Origin of the sequence: Paratissierella segnis, assembly GCF_014385195.1 — a bacterium.
Taxonomy (GTDB): Bacteria; Bacillota; Clostridia; order Tissierellales; family Tissierellaceae; genus Paratissierella; species Paratissierella segnis.
This window is the reverse complement of sequence record NZ_JACRTG010000032.1, coordinates 1-16,099: the sequence shown is the minus strand read 5'-3', so window position 1 is coordinate 16,099 and position 16,099 is coordinate 1. Positions and strand designations below refer to the sequence as shown.

The window sequence follows — 16,099 nt, the reverse complement described above, 5'->3', positions numbered from 1 at the left end:
TTCCTTAAATAATTTAAAGTTATGTTGAAAATTGTATATTTAAGTAAAATCTTTATGCTGAAGTTAAATATATAATTCAAACTTATGGTTGCCATATGAATGAACGTGATCAAAAAAGAGAGCTAATTAAGCTCCCTATCTAAAACAACTCTAAATTTGAATTTAAAAATCTTACCAATAGTTCCTTGCAATTAGTTATATCCTTCTTTGAAGCCATTTCTATTGTAGAATGTACATATCTTGTTGGTATAGATATAACTCCTGAAGGAACACCTTCTTTAGTTAAATGAATTGCTCCCGAATCAGTTCCCCCAAATTCTAATACTTCCATCTGATATGGAATATTATTTTCTTTAGCTATTTTAACTAATTGCTCTCTAACCTTAGGATGACATATAATTGAGTTATCTTTTACCTTAATTGCGGCACCCTTATCTAATCCTATGGCATATTTTTTAGCCTTAGGAGTATCCCCATGGGATGTAACATCCAGCGCTATCCCTACATCCGGATTAACTCCATAAGCAGCGGTTTTAGCTCCTCTTAATCCCACTTCTTCCTGGACCGAGAACACAAAAAATAAATCATTTTTAGGTGTATCTATTGCCTTAATGGATTCAATAGCAATAAAACATCCAACTCTATCGTCTAAATATGGTGTAAATACTATATTATCATTTTCATCGAACCCGTTATAATAAATACAGATATCGCCTATATTTACCATTTTTTCAGCTTCTTCTTTACTAAAAGCTCCTATATCAATATACATATTTTCTAGCTTCAATTTTGACATATCATCTACAGGTTCACTATAAACGACGCCAACTGTTCCATTTTCGAATAAAACCTTTTGGCTTAAAGTAACATATGGAGATATTCCACCGATATTTACAAATCTTAAAAACCCTGATTTATCTATATCAATGACCATAAGTCCTATTTGATCCATATGGGAGGAAATCATTATTTTTTTTCCATTTCCCTTCTTATGAGCTACAAGATTTCCGAGAGCATCAATTTTAATTTCATCCACATAATTTTCTATTTCTTTAATAATAAAATCCCTTATATCGTTCTCATTACTTGAAGGTCCATAAGTCTTGACTAAATCCTTGAGCAGTTTACTATTAAAATTCATTATAATACCCCCTTACCATATTCGGTTAATATTGCTCTTAATAATTTTTGAGTATTCTCATAATCTTTTATGCTCATTACTGAATTTGGGCTATGAATATATCTGCAAGGAACTGAAATACAAGTAGTAATTGAACCGGTCTTAGCCGTATGTATTTTACCGGAGTCATTTCCACCCATTGAGCTCTTCCTATACTGATAAGGAATTTGATTGGACTTGGCAATTTCCTCTATTCTTTTTCTAAATTGAGGGTTATAAACTGTGGTTCTGTCGGCTAAAGATATTGCAGGACCTTTTCCTATTTGTGTAGGCATCAGATGAGAATCCATATTAGGCATTTCATAACACAATGTTCCTTCCAATACAATTGCCATATCAGGATTAACTTCATAGGCTGCAGGTCCTGCTCCAACTAACCCAACTTCCTCCATTACAGTAAATACTGCATAGAAGCTTATATCTTTAATTTCCTTTATTAAATCAATCAACAAACTACACCCGACTCTATTGTCAAGTGCCTTTGCCTTTATTAAATTATCTCCAAATTCAATATAATCACTTTGAAATGAAGCATAATCTCCAATGTTTACATATTTTTCAGCATCTTCCTTAGATGTGGCGCCTATATCTATGTATAAGTCATCCATATCTAAGGCATTAATCCATTCCTTCTTTTTTTGCAGATGAATAGGTTTTGCACCAATAACACCATATACCTTATCTTTTCCTACATGAACTGATTTTGAAACCAATATACGTTTGTCAATACCACCAACTGTTATAAATTTTAAAAGTCCGGATGAATCTATATCGGTAATCAATAGTCCGACTTCATCCATATGAGCTGTAATCATCAACTTCTGAGAACTATTCAAGCCCTTTTTATAAGCGATTATATTTCCTAATCTATCAATTTTAATGCTGTCAGAATAACCTCTGATCTCATCCATTATTAAATCTCTTACTTCTTTTTCATTCCCTGACACACCTGAGCTTTCCGTTAATAATTTTAATAGCATAACAATCCCTCCAAATTTTCACTTGATACAGATGCTATAAAAAATGCTAATAGCTTTCCGGTGTCTTTAATATCTTTGATATCCACTACTTCAACAGATGTATGCATATATCTTAAAGGTACGGACAAAACCAATGAGGGTATGCCCTCTCTTGTAATTTGCATTGCTCTGGCATCCGTACCTGTAGGTCCCGGGCTAACTTCCATCTGATATGGTATATTATATTCCTTAGCTACTTCAACTAACTTTTTCCTCAAACCGGGATGTATATTTCCGCCTAGAGTAATCCCAGGCCCCTCTCCTAATTCAATTGAATTGGATTTATTCAGCTCAGGAGTCGTTCCGAATCCTACATCTACAGCTATTCCAATATCTGGGTTTATTTTGAAAGAAGATGTTAGTGCCCCTGCCATACTCACTTCCTCTTGTACTGTTGTAACCAAATATATGTCCGCTTCATGATCAATCTTAGATAACTCTTTAATGCATTCATATAAAACTAAAATCCCTGCTCTGTCATCTAATGCCTTACCTGAAACGCGATTGTTTTTTAATTCTATAAGATTACGTCTTACGGTAATAGTATCTCCGATGTTTATATACTTTTGAACTTCATCTTTAGATAAGCCAATATCAATTGTCATATCTTCCATTTTAATAGCCTTATCCTGCTCAGACTTTTCCTGTAGATGTGGTGGCTTTGAACCTATTACACCGAATAAATCTTTAGTTCCATGGACTACAACTTCTTGCCCTAAAATAGTTCTGGGATCAATACCTCCGATATTAGTAAATCTTATAAACCCGTTATCTTCAATATCTTTTACCATTAATCCGATTTCATCCATGTGCGCTGCCAGCATTATTTTAACATTATTTGATTGGCCTTTCTTAAATATAATAACATTACCTAATGCGTCTACTTTGATATCATCAGAAAATTTGTTAAAAGAATTTATTATGGAATCCTTAAGAGTATGTTCAAATCCCGAGACGCCATAATCATTTGATAATAATTCTAATAAAGCTTTTGTTTCCAATAATATGCCCCCCTTAAACTTATATATAATAGGGCTATAATGCTTTCATTATAACCCTTAAACTTTACTTGTTATTGTTAATTATATCTTCTACAGTTGTATCAAATTCTTCATTTTTAATTATTTCGTCATTTTTTTCTGGTTTAGTTTCTTCAATAACTTCTTCATCATCAGTGCTTTCATCTTTAGTACTTAAGCTTATTCTTCTGTCCTCATCATTTATTTCTATAACCTTTACTTTTATAATATCTCCGACCTTAAGCACATCAGATGGTTTGTTAACATGTTCCTTTGATATTTGCGAAACATGAAGTAAACCGTCAACACCTTCTTTTAACCTAATAAATGCACCAAAGTCCAATAGATTTACAACTTTTCCTTCTACAGTATCCCCTTCAGATACATTTCTTTTAAATATCTCCCATGGTTCTTCTAAGGTTTGTTTCAATCCCAGAGAAATTCTATTTTTTTCTTTATCCAAGGCTAAAATTTTAACCTCTACTTTGTCACCGACTTTTAACACATCCGAAGGATGCTTAACTCTAAGCCAAGACAAATCCGATATATGAATTAGACCGTCAACTCCACCTAAATCTACAAATGCACCAAAGTCAGTTAATCTTTGAACTACTCCTGTTACAATATCATCAACAACTAAATTTTCCCACAGTTCAGCTTTTTTAACTTCTAATTCCTCTTTTTCAACTTCTTTTCTAGACAATATAATTCTTTTTTTATTTCTATCAATATCGATGATCCTAACCATTAAATTTTTTCCTTTAAAACCATCTAGTTTTGAAACATAATTAACAGAAACATGTGATGCCGGTATAAAAGCATTTATTCCTTTGACTAAAGCTATTAAGCCACCTTTAACGACATTTATAACTTTACATTCTATAGTTTCTTTATTTTTAAAAATTTCTTCCAGATCATCCCAAACTTTTAAATCATCGACTCTTTTAATAGACAATACCACATTGCCTTCCCCGTCATCAAATTTCAGTACATATACATCTATCTCGTCTCCGACTTTATATGCTTCTTTTAGATTAATATTATCATCATTGGATGCTTCGCTTTTAGCTACTATTCCATCGCTTTTATAATTGATATTAATCATTAATTCATTTTCAGTAACATAGAGTATAGTTCCCTTTATTATGTCTCCTCTGTGGATTTTGGTGAAAGAGCTCTCAATCGCTTCCATCATTTCATCTTTATTTAGATTATCCATAGTTAATATAGCCTCCTTAATTAGCCAACTAGGTGTTGAGGCACCTGCTGTTATTCCTATTTTATTAAATTTTTGTATCTCTTGTAAAGATAAATCTTTTATTGTTTCAATATGATAAACATTATCGCAATATTTTCTACTTATTTCAACCAATTTTTGAGTATTTGAGCTGTGTTTTCCTCCTATCACAATCATAGCATTCACCATTTGAGCAACTTTTAAAGTAGATTCCTGCCTAATCTTTGTGGCATTACAAATGGTATTAAATACCTCTATATTGTTCGATTTTATTTCTACTATTGAAGTCAGTTTCTTAAATTTTTCCATTGTATTTGTTGTCTGTGAAACTAAGCAGACCCTGTCCAAATATGGAAGTTCATAAGCTTCATCTTCCGTATTAATAATATATGCCTTATTTTCGCAATAGCTGTTTATCCCAATTATTTCAGGATGATTTTTATCTCCTATTATTACTATATCATAACCTTTTTTACTAAATTGTTCAACTTTTTTATGAATAGATAAAACATATGGGCAAGTACAATCTACTAATTCTAAATTCATGTTCAAAATTTCTTCGCTTATGTCTTTGGAAAGACCATGGGACCTTATTATAATCTTTCCACTTTTTACATCATCTAAATTATATATTGTATGAAGTCCTTTATTTTCAAGATTTTCTACTGCTTGGTTATTGTGTATTAAAGGACCATAAGAATAAATTTCTTTTGTTTTGTCCTCTAATTCATGCAAAGTTTTCTCTACTGCTCTATTAACTCCAAAGCAGAAACCGGCATTTTCTGCTACTATAATTTCCATTTATTCTACCTCCATTCCATCATTAAGGATTTAATTCCCCTAATGCATAAATAGATTTCAATATATCTTTGCTAATATTTAAATATTCTTCATTATTAAGTTTTTTATTAAAATTATCTGATAGATCTATAGGATCTCCTATATTAATGTTAACTTTATTAAATACCTTATAGGTTCTTTTAATATAAATAGGCAATATCAATGATTTAGATTTTATGGCTAATAGTGAAATTCCGGCTTTTGTATTGCTTAAGTCCGGACTATCTACCCTTGTTCCTTCAGGAAATATGCCTAGTATCTTATTGGCTTTTAGAACTCGAAGTGCATTTTTAACAGCTGTTATATCTGAATCCTGTCTATCAACAGGAAAAGCTCCTAATTTTAAGAGTATAAATGAGAGAACTTTGTTTTTAAATAATTCCTTTTTAGCCATCCAATGAATTTGTTTTGGAAATGCTATAGATATGAGTACTGGATCCCAATTACTTCCATGGTTTGCACATATGATGAGCCTATCATCCATAGGTATATTATCTAAACCATTAACCTCAATTCTAAAAAATAACCTTAAGAAAAAACTTAATATTTTTCTTGCTATCTTGTAGAACATCTTAAATACCTCCTTTAACAATGGAGATAATACTATTAACACATTCATCAACAGTCATATTTGTAGTGTCCAGTACAAATGCGTCATCAGCTATTTTCAATGGAGATATTTCACGATTGCTGTCAATATCATCACGTTTTTTTATCTCATCAATTATTTGTACTAAGGTAATGTCTGTTTTTCCTTTTTCTTTTATCTCCTTATATCTTCGTCTGCCTCTTTCTTCTACAGAAGCAGTTATAAAAAATTTAAAATCAGCATTTGGTAAGACTACGGTTGTAATATCCCTACCATCCATTACTACAGACTTAGATTTAGCCATTTTTTGTTGTAATTTCACCATATTAAATCTTATTTCCTCTATAATGGCTATATATGATACATTATTATTAATAATGTTATCCCTTATTTCATTGTCAACTTGTTCACCATCTAGGTATATATGATTCTTAATAAAATCAATTTCAGTATTTTTGGAAATTTGAATTACATCATTTTTGTTTAATGGATTTAAATTATTCCTTAAAACTTTTAACGTTAATGCTCTATACATTGCTCCGGTATCAATATATTCGATATTCAACTTTTTACTTACCAATTTGGCTATGGTACTTTTGCCTGCACCGGCAGGTCCATCAATAGCTATTGAATATATCTTATTATTCATAACATCCCCCTAAAAAAGAATAACCACCTTTTGGTGGTTGATATTAGTCACGTAAATCAGGTCTCAGAATTTTAGCACCTTTTAGATAAATATGTTTTACATCTGCTTGATTTATATTCGAGTTATATAAAATCATTACTCTTATACATTTATCTAGGCTCCCTTCGACAACCATCTCATTAAAACACATCAAACCAGCATGTACAAATCCCAATTCCCTTGCAGCTTTAGCCGGAGCTACCTTATTTAGATCATTAGTTACTGTAAACAAAATACTAATGACCTTATCCGTTTCAATTTTATTTTCTTCTATAATCTTATGCAGAAGCTCCTTTGTATTATTCAACATACTCTCTGCAGTATTTTCTTCAACTGTCGTAGCGCCTCTAATCGAAATCATTTTAACATTTACACTTCCTTTAATCTTTAAAGTTATACTAATAAACGCTGCATATTTTAAAACAAGCACGTTAACTGTTTAATAATATTTTTATCTAGCTATAATTATATATTAAATTTGACAACTTAACAAGTATATTAATTATTATTAAACATTCATGCCGGCTATATAGCCGGTTGAATATGCAATTTGTAAATTATATCCCCCTGTTAAAGCATCTACATCCAATATTTCACCGGCAAAATACAAATTGGGTATTATTTTTGATTCCATAGTTGACGGATTAACTTCTTTTACACAAATCCCCCCGGATGTTATTATCGCTTCTTCAATTGGACGAAAATCTTTAAAATGCATTCTAAAGTTTTTTATCACACCAACTAAATTATTTCTTTCTTCTTTTGTTATTTGATTGACTTTTTTCTCCGGATATATATTAGAATATTTGATGATCCATGGTATTAATTTCTGGGGTAGCAAATCATTTAATGCATTTTTTAATTGTTTGTTATTATATAATTCAAAATCTCTTAAAATTCGGTTGTCAAGTTTTTCATTATCCAGTGCGGGCTTAAAATCAATTGTTAAACTTATATTTTTATATCGCTTATTAAGATGATTACTTATAGATAAAACAATAGGACCCGAAATGCCGTAGTGAGTAAATATCATATCCCCAAATTCATCACGGATTAATTTCTTCCCAGTATAAGCTTTTAATCGAACATTTTTTAAAGATAATCCCTGTAAATCCTTAAGCCAAGGTGCATCTATTTCCAATGGAACAAGTGATGGCTTCAATTCTACAATTGTGTGCCCAAAATTTTTGGCAAATTTATATCCATCTCCCGTGGATCCGGTTGCAGGATAAGATTTCCCTCCCGTTGTTAGTATTAATTTATCAAATAAAAACACGTCATTATTTGTTTTGACAACAAATTTATCTTCATTAAGATATATATCGATAACATCGGAATTTAATCTAAGTTTGACATTGCTTTTCTCTAAAAACCTAATAAATGCTTTAATAACATCACTTGACTTGTCGTTTTCAGGAAATACCCTATTTCCTCTTTCCACCTTTGTCCTTAAACCATTATCCCCTAATAATTTGATTATATCTCTATTTGTAAAGCTAAATAGGCTGGAGTAAAGAAAATTTTTATTCGTAATTATATTGTCAAAAAAAAGATCCATTGAAGAAGAATTAGTAATATTGCATCTTCCCTTACCTGTTATAAACAATTTTTTCCCCAATCTTTCATTTTTTTCTATAAGTATTACACTTTTCCCACATGAGCCTGCTGTGCCGGCTGCCATAATTCCTGCAGGTCCTCCTCCTATGACACCAATTAATTCATTCATTATATACCTCGCTTAATCATTAACAATTTTGTTTATTTAGTTATTATATCATATTATTGTGAAAATATATTATCATTTATGATAATATCAATTATGATATTTTATTGCAAAAATAAATAATAACTATTTTACTTCATTTTTACGAAAATTACTCATCATAAACGTCATGCTTTTTCCAAATAGATTCCAAGTTTTCAAAATAACTTGCCGTGGATTCTCCTTTTCTTGATCCCAAAGCTACTATAAGTGCATTTATTAAACTCATAGGAGCTACAAGTGAATCCACAAATGAAATCATATCGCTTTTTGCAATCAAGGGTACATCGGACTTTTGTGCAGCGGGAGAAAGAAGGCTGTCCGTTATACTTATAATTAAACATCCTTTATTCTTTGCATAATCAATTGCCTCTAAAGTTCTTTTTGAATATCTCGGATAAGTAATTACAATCAATACATCCCCTTTACCAGCCATGACTAATTGTTCAAATACGTCATTTGCTCCTTCGGATATAAGTTTAACATTATCAAATATAAAGTTTAAATAAAAAGATAGATATCCTGATAAAAAAGTAGAACTCCTCAAACCAATGATATTTATACGTCTGCTTTTAAGTATTAAATCAATTGCTTTGTTAAAATTTTCCGTATCTAATTCTTGAATTGTCTTTTTTATATTATCGATGTCCTTCTCCATCACCTTGCTCAACGCGTTTCCGTTCTCAGAGTAATCATTTAGAGACAACCTCTGTACAGTCGTTAACTTATGTTTTATAAGTTCTTGAAGTTCTTTTTGAAGTTCTCTATATCCCGAATATCCCAATGAATTTGCAAATCTTACTATCGTAGATTCACTTATGTTCAAAACTTCTCCGAGACTTGCTGCAGTCATAAATGCAGCTTTATCATAATTATTGATAATATAATCTGCTATAATTCTTTGCCCTTTACTGAGCTTATGAAAATTATTTTTTATGTTAGTAATAAGATTAGGTTTGGTATCTTTATTCATTCATATTCCCTTTCTAGTTTGCTATCAAAAATCCTTCTTGTAATGCCATTTTGTTTAAATTTTCTGTTCCCTTAGGAACTCTACCTAAAACAGCTTTCTTCAAAGAATCTTTATTTACAATTTTAGTTATTTCAAATAATGCACCCAATGCTATAATATTGGCTACCATTGGTTTTTTAAGTTTATCAGTTGCAGTATCTAATATGGGCAATTCATAAATATTGATATCATCCCTATTAGGTCTTTCTACCGAAGTATCTATTATCAAAATACCACCGGGTTTCAATGAATTTATATATTTATTACAAGCAACTTGTGTCAAGGAAAGTAAAATATCACATTCATTTACCTTCGGATATTTGATTTCAGATTTGCTGATTATGACCTCCGATTTACTGGCACCGTCTCTGGCTTCAGGTCCATAGGATTGGGATGTACTACATTCATGCCATCATAGAGCGCCGCTTCTGCCAATATTATTCCTGCCAGTATAAGTCCTTGTCCCCCAGATCCAGATAATCTCAATTCCACCCGATCCATATTAAGCCTCCTCTTATAAACTTTTAATTATTTTATCATACTCTTCAGTATATTCAGCCCTTTTATTATTATAAATTTCTCCAACAATAAATTTACCTATTTTCTTTTCCTTAGGTAATTTATTCCATGCTGATATGTTAATGGCGTTGTCCTTTAAATATGTAGTCATATCCACTACGCTGCCTTTTTTGTTCCTTCTTCCATAATATGTGGGGCAGATTGTTAATGCCTCAATAAAAGAAAAGCCTTTGTTTTTAATGCCATTTTCAATTTGTTTTTCTAATAATTTTGCCCCGTAAACTGTTCCTCTGGCTATAAATGAAGCTCCGGCTCCTTTAACTAAATCACAGAGGTCAAAATTAGCATCTATATTCCCATAAGGCGCAGTAGTTCCTTTCTCACCAGTAGGAGTAGTAGGCGAATATTGTCCCCCTGTCATACCATAGATATGGTTATTGTAAACTATAGTTGTAATATCAATATTTCTTCTTGCAGCATGTATCAAATGATTTCCCCCAATTGCAGCTGCATCACCATCACCAGTTATGACAATTACAGTAAGTTCCGGTTTTGATAATTTGATACCTGTTGCGAAAGCAAGAGCTCTGCCATGGGTCGTATGGAGGGTATTGAAGTCTAGATACCCTGATGCTCTAGAAGAACACCCTATACCTGATACTATGCAAACTTCATCTTTATTTAAATTCATATTATCAATTGCCTTAACTATGGCTCTTGTCACAATGCCATTGCCACAACCCGGACACCAAATATGAGGTAGGTTTTCTACTCTAAAATACTTTTCAACTAATTGACTAGGCATTTTGACCCTCCTTTACAAAAGAAACTATTTCATCAACCGTTATTAACTCTCCATTAACGCGTCCATATTTCTCAACTTTTGTATTCCCATGGGCAATACGATCTACCTCTAAAAAATACTGTCCAGCATTCATTTCTACAACTATCATCTTTTTTACACGTTTTGACAGCTCTAAAAGCTGCTTTTCCGGTGATGGCCAAATGGTAATAGGTCTAAATAACCCTATTTTATATCCATCATTTCTTAATCTATCAACTGCGGCTTTTGATGATCTTGCTGACGCTCCAAATGATACTATTAAAATGTCAGCATCATCCAATAGATAGTTCTCAAATTCTACTATATCATCTACATTATCTTCAATCTTATTAATCAATCTTCTAACTAATTCTTCTGCAATTTTTTCATTGCCGGATGGAAATCCGGTTTCATCATGAACAAGTCCTGTAACATGATATCTGTATCCTTCTCCAAAGTCAGGCATTTGTGGAACAATTTCACCATCTAATACTTTATAAGCTTTATATTCTTCGGGAGCACATGTAGGCTTTATCCTATCTATAATTTCAATTTTCTCATTCTCATCCATGAAAAATTTTTCTCTCATATGACCTATTACTTCATCCAATAACAAAATAACAGGAGTTCTAAATTTTTCTGCTAAATTGAATGCCCTGATAGTTTTATCATAGGTTTCTCTAACTGATGAAGGATATAAGGCTATAATTGAATGATCTCCATGAGTTCCCCATCTTGATTGCATTATGTCTCCTTGTGCCGGCGCTGTTGGTAAACCGGTACTCGGACCTCCTCTTTGAACATTGACGACTACACATGGTATCTCAGCCATCAACGCATATCCAATACTCTCTTGTTTTAAGCTGAATCCGGGACCAGAAGTTGCTGTCATTGATTTGACACCTGTTAAGGCTGCTCCTATTGCAGCAGATATCCCTGCAATTTCATCTTCCATTTGAATAAATTTTCCGCCCACCTTAGGTAATTCAACAGCAGACAGTTCCGCTATTTCTGTGGATGGAGTGATAGGGTAACCAGAAAAAAATCTCATACCTGCTTTTAAAGCTCCTTGAACACATGCCTCATTCCCTTGCATTAATTTAGCTTTCATCTTTTACCTCCCAAATATATAGCAAAATCAGGACATCTGAGTTCACATTGCCCACACTGTATGCATGAATCAAAGTCTTCAATTTTAACTTTCCCGTCCTTTAAAATTAAAACACTTTTAGGACAGAAAGCAACACATATACCGCAGCCTTTGCACCATTCTTTTATTACAGTAAGAGATTTTTCTTTACCTACCGGCATAATGCTCCCCCCTTATAATTATAACTAGATGATATCAAAATACATTGTCATATGCAAGAATCTTAAACAGGATAAACCTTATTTTCTGAATCCAGCAAATTTGAATCTAAGCCATATTTCTTAGCTTGTCGTAACTTAAAATATCCTAATGCCACCTGAGGAAATAACGCATAGGTAAGAACATCTTCATCTTGTTCAATATATTCTTTTATTTCTTCTTTATATTTATCCAGTTGAGGCTCCAATAAGTCAGCCGGTCGCCCAGTAAAGATTTGTTCATCACCAATAATCTTCTTTCTGATCTCGTCAGAAATTGGTACAGTAGGTTTCCCATAAAGTCCTCTTACATAATTTTTAGCTTCATTTGGTACCATTTTATATCTTTCTCCCATAATTACGTTAAATACAGCCTGAGTACCTACCATTTGACTCATCGGAGTTACTAATGGAGGATATCCAAAATCTTCACGTACCTTAGGGACTTCTTTTAATACTTCTTCGTACTTGTCCTCTTTTCCTTGGCTCTTTAATTGTGATAATAAATTTGACAACATTCCCCCGGGTACTTGATATTTTAATGTATTTATATCTACGTTTAAGACTTTCTCATTTAATAAACCGTCACTTAAATATTTATTTCTAAGACTCTTAAAATATTCAGAAATTTCCATTAAAAGTTCAAAGTCCAGATCAGGGTAATATTTACTTCCGCTTAGTGAAGCTATCATAGGTTCTGTAGCAGGTTGACTTGTACCATTTCCAAGAGGAGATATTGCAGTATCAATTATATCTGCTCCCGCCTCTATTGCTTTCATATAAGTTTGATTAGCAACTCCACTGGTAAAATGTGAATGGATCTCTATGGGTACAGTAACTACCTTCTTTAATTCCCTTACCAATTCTTCAGCAGGATATGGTAATAAAATTCCAGACATATCTTTTATACAAATGGAATCTACACCCATAGATTCCATTTCTTTAGCAAGGTTTACATAATATTTTGTATCATGCACAGGACTTATCGTATATGATATGGCTCCTTGAGCATGCGCTCCATATTTTTTAGTAGCTTCTATTGAAGTTTTTATATTCCTTAAATCATTAAGCGCATCAAATACCCTTATTATATCTATTCCATTTTCAATAGATTTTTTCACAAATTCTTCAACTACATCATCAGGATAATGTTTATATCCTAAAAGATTTTGACCTCTTAAAAGCATTTGTAATTTAGTATTTTTAAAGGATTTTCTTAAAATCCTTAACCGCTCCCAAGGATCCTCATTTAAAAACCTAAGGCATGTATCAAAGGTGGCGCCTCCCCATACCTCTAATGCATGAAATCCTACTTTGTCCATTTTTTCAGCAATAGGTACCATTTCTTCAGTTTTCATCCTAGTTGCGATTAAAGATTGATGAGCATCTCTAAACACTGTTTCAGTAATCTTTACCTTACTCATTAAAAAACCTCCTCTAATTAGATTTTTCTATTGCGTACAACATAGGTGGATTATTTATTTGATTTATAAAATCAAATTTTAATGCATTAAATTCTTTCTGATTTAATGATATCAACAAGCTTTCTATAGCATCCTTTTCAGAGTTTCCGCCTTCATGTCCTGTATAAACGGTTAAAAGGATTAATCCATTCTTATTAATTAACTTTAATGCCTGTTTTAGACTCTTTATGGTACTTGTTTCGTTAGTCTTGATGCTCTTATCACCCCTTGGCAAATATCCTAGATTATATATAATAAAATCCAATCCTTCACTTATATATTTAATAATATTTTCATGGCTGTCTTTAATCAAATTTACTCTGTCATATAAATTGAATCCGATTAATTTTTCCTTTGTTCTTTCCAATGCAATATCCTGAATATCAAATCCATATACCTTTCCACTCTCACCAACAAGCTCTGCTAATATAACGGTATCATTTCCATTACCTACGGTACAATCTAAAACTCTGTATCCATTTTTAATATAATTTTTCATAATATTTTTAACTATTACATTTGTATTTACTATATCTTTATATTTCATTATAATCTCACCATTAAAATATTTATCGTTGAACATATCATATCTATAAAGAATTTAGATATTTGATTTCTTCATCATTTAAATATCTCCAATTTCCTACATCAAGACCTCCCAGTTGAATTTCCCCTATGGATATTCTTTTCATTTTCTTTACAGGGTGATTAATTGCTTCACACATTTTTTTTACCTGTCTATTTCGTCCTTCATGTATTTTTATATCTAAAATACTGTCAGTGTCAAAGTTTTTCAAAATCTTTATACCAGCTTTGGCAGTCTTTCTTCCATCAATAAACAAACCGTTTCTTAATTTTTCCAATTCAGCTTTGTTCGGAGTTCCTTTTACAACTACAATATATCGTTTTTCAATTTTTTTGCTAGGATGCATGAGTTTATAAGCAATATCTCCATCATTAGTTAGAAGAATTAATCCGGTCGTATCTGCATCTAATCTGCCTACAGGATAAATCCTTTCATTAACACCCTCAATTAGATCGGTTACTATTCGTCTATCTTTATCATCCTTTGAAGTAGTTATAAATCCTAAGGGCTTATTTAACATTATATAAACTTTCTTTAATTCTATGCTGATTTTTTTATCGTCTACCTTAACTATATCTTCATGAAGATCGATTTTTGTGCCCAGTTCAGTTATGATTTTATTGTTTACTTTAACCTGACCATTCTTAATTAGTTCCTCAGATTTTCTTCGTGATGCAACTCCACATGAGGCCATATATTTTTGTAATCTCATCAATTTATCCCTCCATATTCTAGTTTAATTCTAACCTTTTTTATGGAATTTGTAAATTAGAATGGGGTTTAATTGTTTTCTTCTTTAAAATGTTGTTTAAATAACCGTTTAAAAAAAGATTCTTTTAATATGTCATATTTAGCTATTAATTTATCTTTTCTAATTAATTGACCATTTAAATAAACTTCCACTGAGCCTAACTCTGTTCCCTTTAATATTGGGGCTTCCACAGTTTCATCGGTTCTTACGGATATTTTGATATTATTTTTCTCTCCATCCTGCATCGGATAAAAGAAATCGTTTTTAGGTACTAACGGTAATTTGTCCTTTTTTCCTTTCAATACGCTTATTTGCGTAATCAATTGATCTTTTAAATATATAGGATAAAGTGAATAATTTTCAAATCCATAGTCCATCAATGAGTAAGCATCGTTAAACCAATTGTAGTCTTTCAGTGTTACGGCTATCAGGCGCATATTATTTCTACTGGCGCTTGCTACTAAACATCTTCCGGCATCTGAAGTATATCCTATTTTTACTCCATCTCCACCATTATAATCCCAAAGTGTCTTGTTTTTATTGACAAAATAATCATATTCCCTTTCATTCTTAACTCTATAACTTTTGCTCTTAACAACCTCCTCAAATTTTTCATTATTAAATGCATATCTAGCAATTAAAGCCAGATCATAAGCGGTTGAATAGTGATTATCATCATGAAGTCCATGTGGATTGGTAAAATGGGTATTAATTGCACCAATCTCCTTAGTCTTTTTATTCATCAATTTAACAAATTCTTCTTCGCTTCCGCTAATATGATTTGCTATAGCAACTGCTGAGTCATTCCCGGATCTTAACATTAAGCCATATGTCAAATCTTCAAGCTTAATCCTTTCTCCCTCTTTAAGATAAATACTTGATCCCCCTACATTTACATCATTCTTGAAAATTTTTATTTCCTCATCCATAACTCCTTGTTCAATAGCTAAGATTGCAGTCATTATCTTAGTAGTACTAGCCATAGGCAACTTAACATTTGAATTCTTTTCAACTAATACTCTTCCCGATTTTTCTTCTATTAAAATATAATTTTGTCCATCTAAATTCAAATCCTCTCCATAAGATAGACAAGGAATAAACATAATTAAGACTAATAATAAGATTGATTTTTTCATAACTCTTCGCCTCGTATAATATGTTTAGAACAACTTTTTAAGTGTTCTAAACATTAATTTATTTTTGCAAATTGCATTAATAAAGAACTACCCTTTATGACTGTCAAATCTGTTAAGCAAATACTTGT

At 31.8% G+C, this 16,099-nt stretch carries 17 protein-coding genes and 1 pseudogene; all 18 read right to left on the bottom strand.

The genetic code is table 11. The features are described 5' to 3' along the window. Positions 1-139: 139 nt before the first annotated feature. The 18 genes and pseudogenes from H8707_RS13650 to H8707_RS13565 all read right to left on the bottom strand — a co-directional run bounded on the left by H8707_RS13650 (position 140) and on the right by H8707_RS13565 (position 15,971). Positions 140-1,141: a M42 family metallopeptidase gene (locus H8707_RS13650; RefSeq protein WP_262430702.1), complete on the bottom strand. Its 1,002-nt coding sequence runs from the start codon at positions 1,139-1,141 to the stop codon at positions 140-142. Continuing rightward, entirely contained in the window at positions 1,141-2,160 is a 1,020-nt protein-coding gene (locus H8707_RS13645; RefSeq protein WP_262430701.1) for a M42 family metallopeptidase, read from the bottom strand. The genes H8707_RS13650 and H8707_RS13645 overlap by 1 nt, the downstream gene beginning before the upstream one ends. Then, positions 2,151-3,200 (bottom strand): M42 family metallopeptidase, encoded by a 1,050-nt coding sequence (locus H8707_RS13640; protein WP_262430700.1) that lies wholly within the window; start codon positions 3,198-3,200, stop codon positions 2,151-2,153. The genes H8707_RS13645 and H8707_RS13640 overlap by 10 nt, the downstream gene beginning before the upstream one ends. A 64-nt stretch (positions 3,201-3,264) precedes the next feature. Then, positions 3,265-5,256: a bifunctional 4-hydroxy-3-methylbut-2-enyl diphosphate reductase/30S ribosomal protein S1 gene (locus H8707_RS13635; RefSeq protein ID WP_262430699.1), complete on the bottom strand. Its 1,992-nt coding sequence runs from the start codon at positions 5,254-5,256 to the stop codon at positions 3,265-3,267. A 22-nt stretch (positions 5,257-5,278) separates the two neighbouring features. Next, a complete protein-coding gene (locus H8707_RS13630; protein ID WP_262430698.1) occupies positions 5,279-5,866 on the bottom strand; it encodes a lysophospholipid acyltransferase family protein in 588 nt (195 codons plus the stop codon). 1 nt (position 5,867) lies between these two features. Further along, positions 5,868-6,533 carry a (d)CMP kinase gene (gene cmk / locus H8707_RS13625; protein WP_262430697.1) on the bottom strand — a complete coding sequence of 222 codons (666 nt, stop codon included), beginning with the start codon at positions 6,531-6,533 and terminating at the stop codon, positions 5,868-5,870. A gap of 43 nt (positions 6,534-6,576) precedes the next feature. Further along, positions 6,577-6,933: a chorismate mutase gene (aroH, locus tag H8707_RS13620; protein WP_262430696.1), complete on the bottom strand. Its 357-nt coding sequence runs from the start codon at positions 6,931-6,933 to the stop codon at positions 6,577-6,579. Between the two features lie 147 nt (positions 6,934-7,080). Beyond that, on the bottom strand, positions 7,081-8,298 hold the full coding sequence (locus H8707_RS13615) for a BaiN/RdsA family NAD(P)/FAD-dependent oxidoreductase (protein WP_262430695.1): 1,218 nt from the start codon (positions 8,296-8,298) through the stop codon (positions 7,081-7,083). 148 nt (positions 8,299-8,446) lie between these two features. Continuing rightward, positions 8,447-9,307, bottom strand: a complete 861-nt coding sequence (locus tag H8707_RS13610; protein ID WP_262430694.1) for a MurR/RpiR family transcriptional regulator — start codon at positions 9,305-9,307, stop codon at positions 8,447-8,449. A gap of 13 nt (positions 9,308-9,320) precedes the next feature. Beyond that, positions 9,321-9,692 (bottom strand): annotated as a pseudogene (locus tag H8707_RS13605) (2-oxoacid:acceptor oxidoreductase family protein); the annotation flags it as partial. Further along, positions 9,686-9,847: a hypothetical protein gene (locus H8707_RS13600; protein WP_262430693.1), complete on the bottom strand. Its 162-nt coding sequence runs from the start codon at positions 9,845-9,847 to the stop codon at positions 9,686-9,688. The pseudogene H8707_RS13605 and the gene H8707_RS13600, both read right to left, overlap by 7 nt. Before the next feature lie 13 nt (positions 9,848-9,860). Then, entirely contained in the window at positions 9,861-10,670 is an 810-nt protein-coding gene (locus H8707_RS13595) for a 2-oxoacid:ferredoxin oxidoreductase subunit beta (RefSeq protein WP_262430692.1), read from the bottom strand. Beyond that, complete coding sequence (locus tag H8707_RS13590) at positions 10,663-11,799, bottom strand: 2-oxoacid:acceptor oxidoreductase subunit alpha (RefSeq protein WP_262430691.1); 1,137 nt, start codon at positions 11,797-11,799, stop codon at positions 10,663-10,665. The genes H8707_RS13595 and H8707_RS13590 overlap by 8 nt, the downstream gene beginning before the upstream one ends. Further along, the gene (locus tag H8707_RS13585; protein ID WP_262430690.1) at positions 11,796-11,999 is read right to left on the bottom strand and encodes a 4Fe-4S binding protein; all 204 of its coding nucleotides are present in this window, start codon (positions 11,997-11,999) and stop codon (positions 11,796-11,798) included. Before H8707_RS13585 ends, H8707_RS13590 begins: the two co-directional genes overlap by 4 nt. Positions 12,000-12,061: 62 nt before the next feature. After that, positions 12,062-13,459, bottom strand: coding sequence for an oxaloacetate decarboxylase subunit alpha (locus tag H8707_RS13580; protein WP_262430689.1), 1,398 nt, complete (start codon positions 13,457-13,459; stop codon positions 12,062-12,064). A gap of 13 nt (positions 13,460-13,472) precedes the next feature. Beyond that, positions 13,473-14,045 (bottom strand): tRNA (mnm(5)s(2)U34)-methyltransferase, encoded by a 573-nt coding sequence (locus H8707_RS13575; protein ID WP_262430688.1) that lies wholly within the window; start codon positions 14,043-14,045, stop codon positions 13,473-13,475. 43 nt (positions 14,046-14,088) lie between these two features. Beyond that, entirely contained in the window at positions 14,089-14,796 is a 708-nt protein-coding gene (locus H8707_RS13570) for a pseudouridine synthase (RefSeq protein ID WP_316699695.1), read from the bottom strand. A gap of 68 nt (positions 14,797-14,864) precedes the next feature. Further along, the gene (locus H8707_RS13565; protein WP_262430686.1) at positions 14,865-15,971 is read right to left on the bottom strand and encodes a D-alanyl-D-alanine carboxypeptidase family protein; all 1,107 of its coding nucleotides are present in this window, start codon (positions 15,969-15,971) and stop codon (positions 14,865-14,867) included. Between the last annotated feature and the right edge of the window lie 128 nt (positions 15,972-16,099).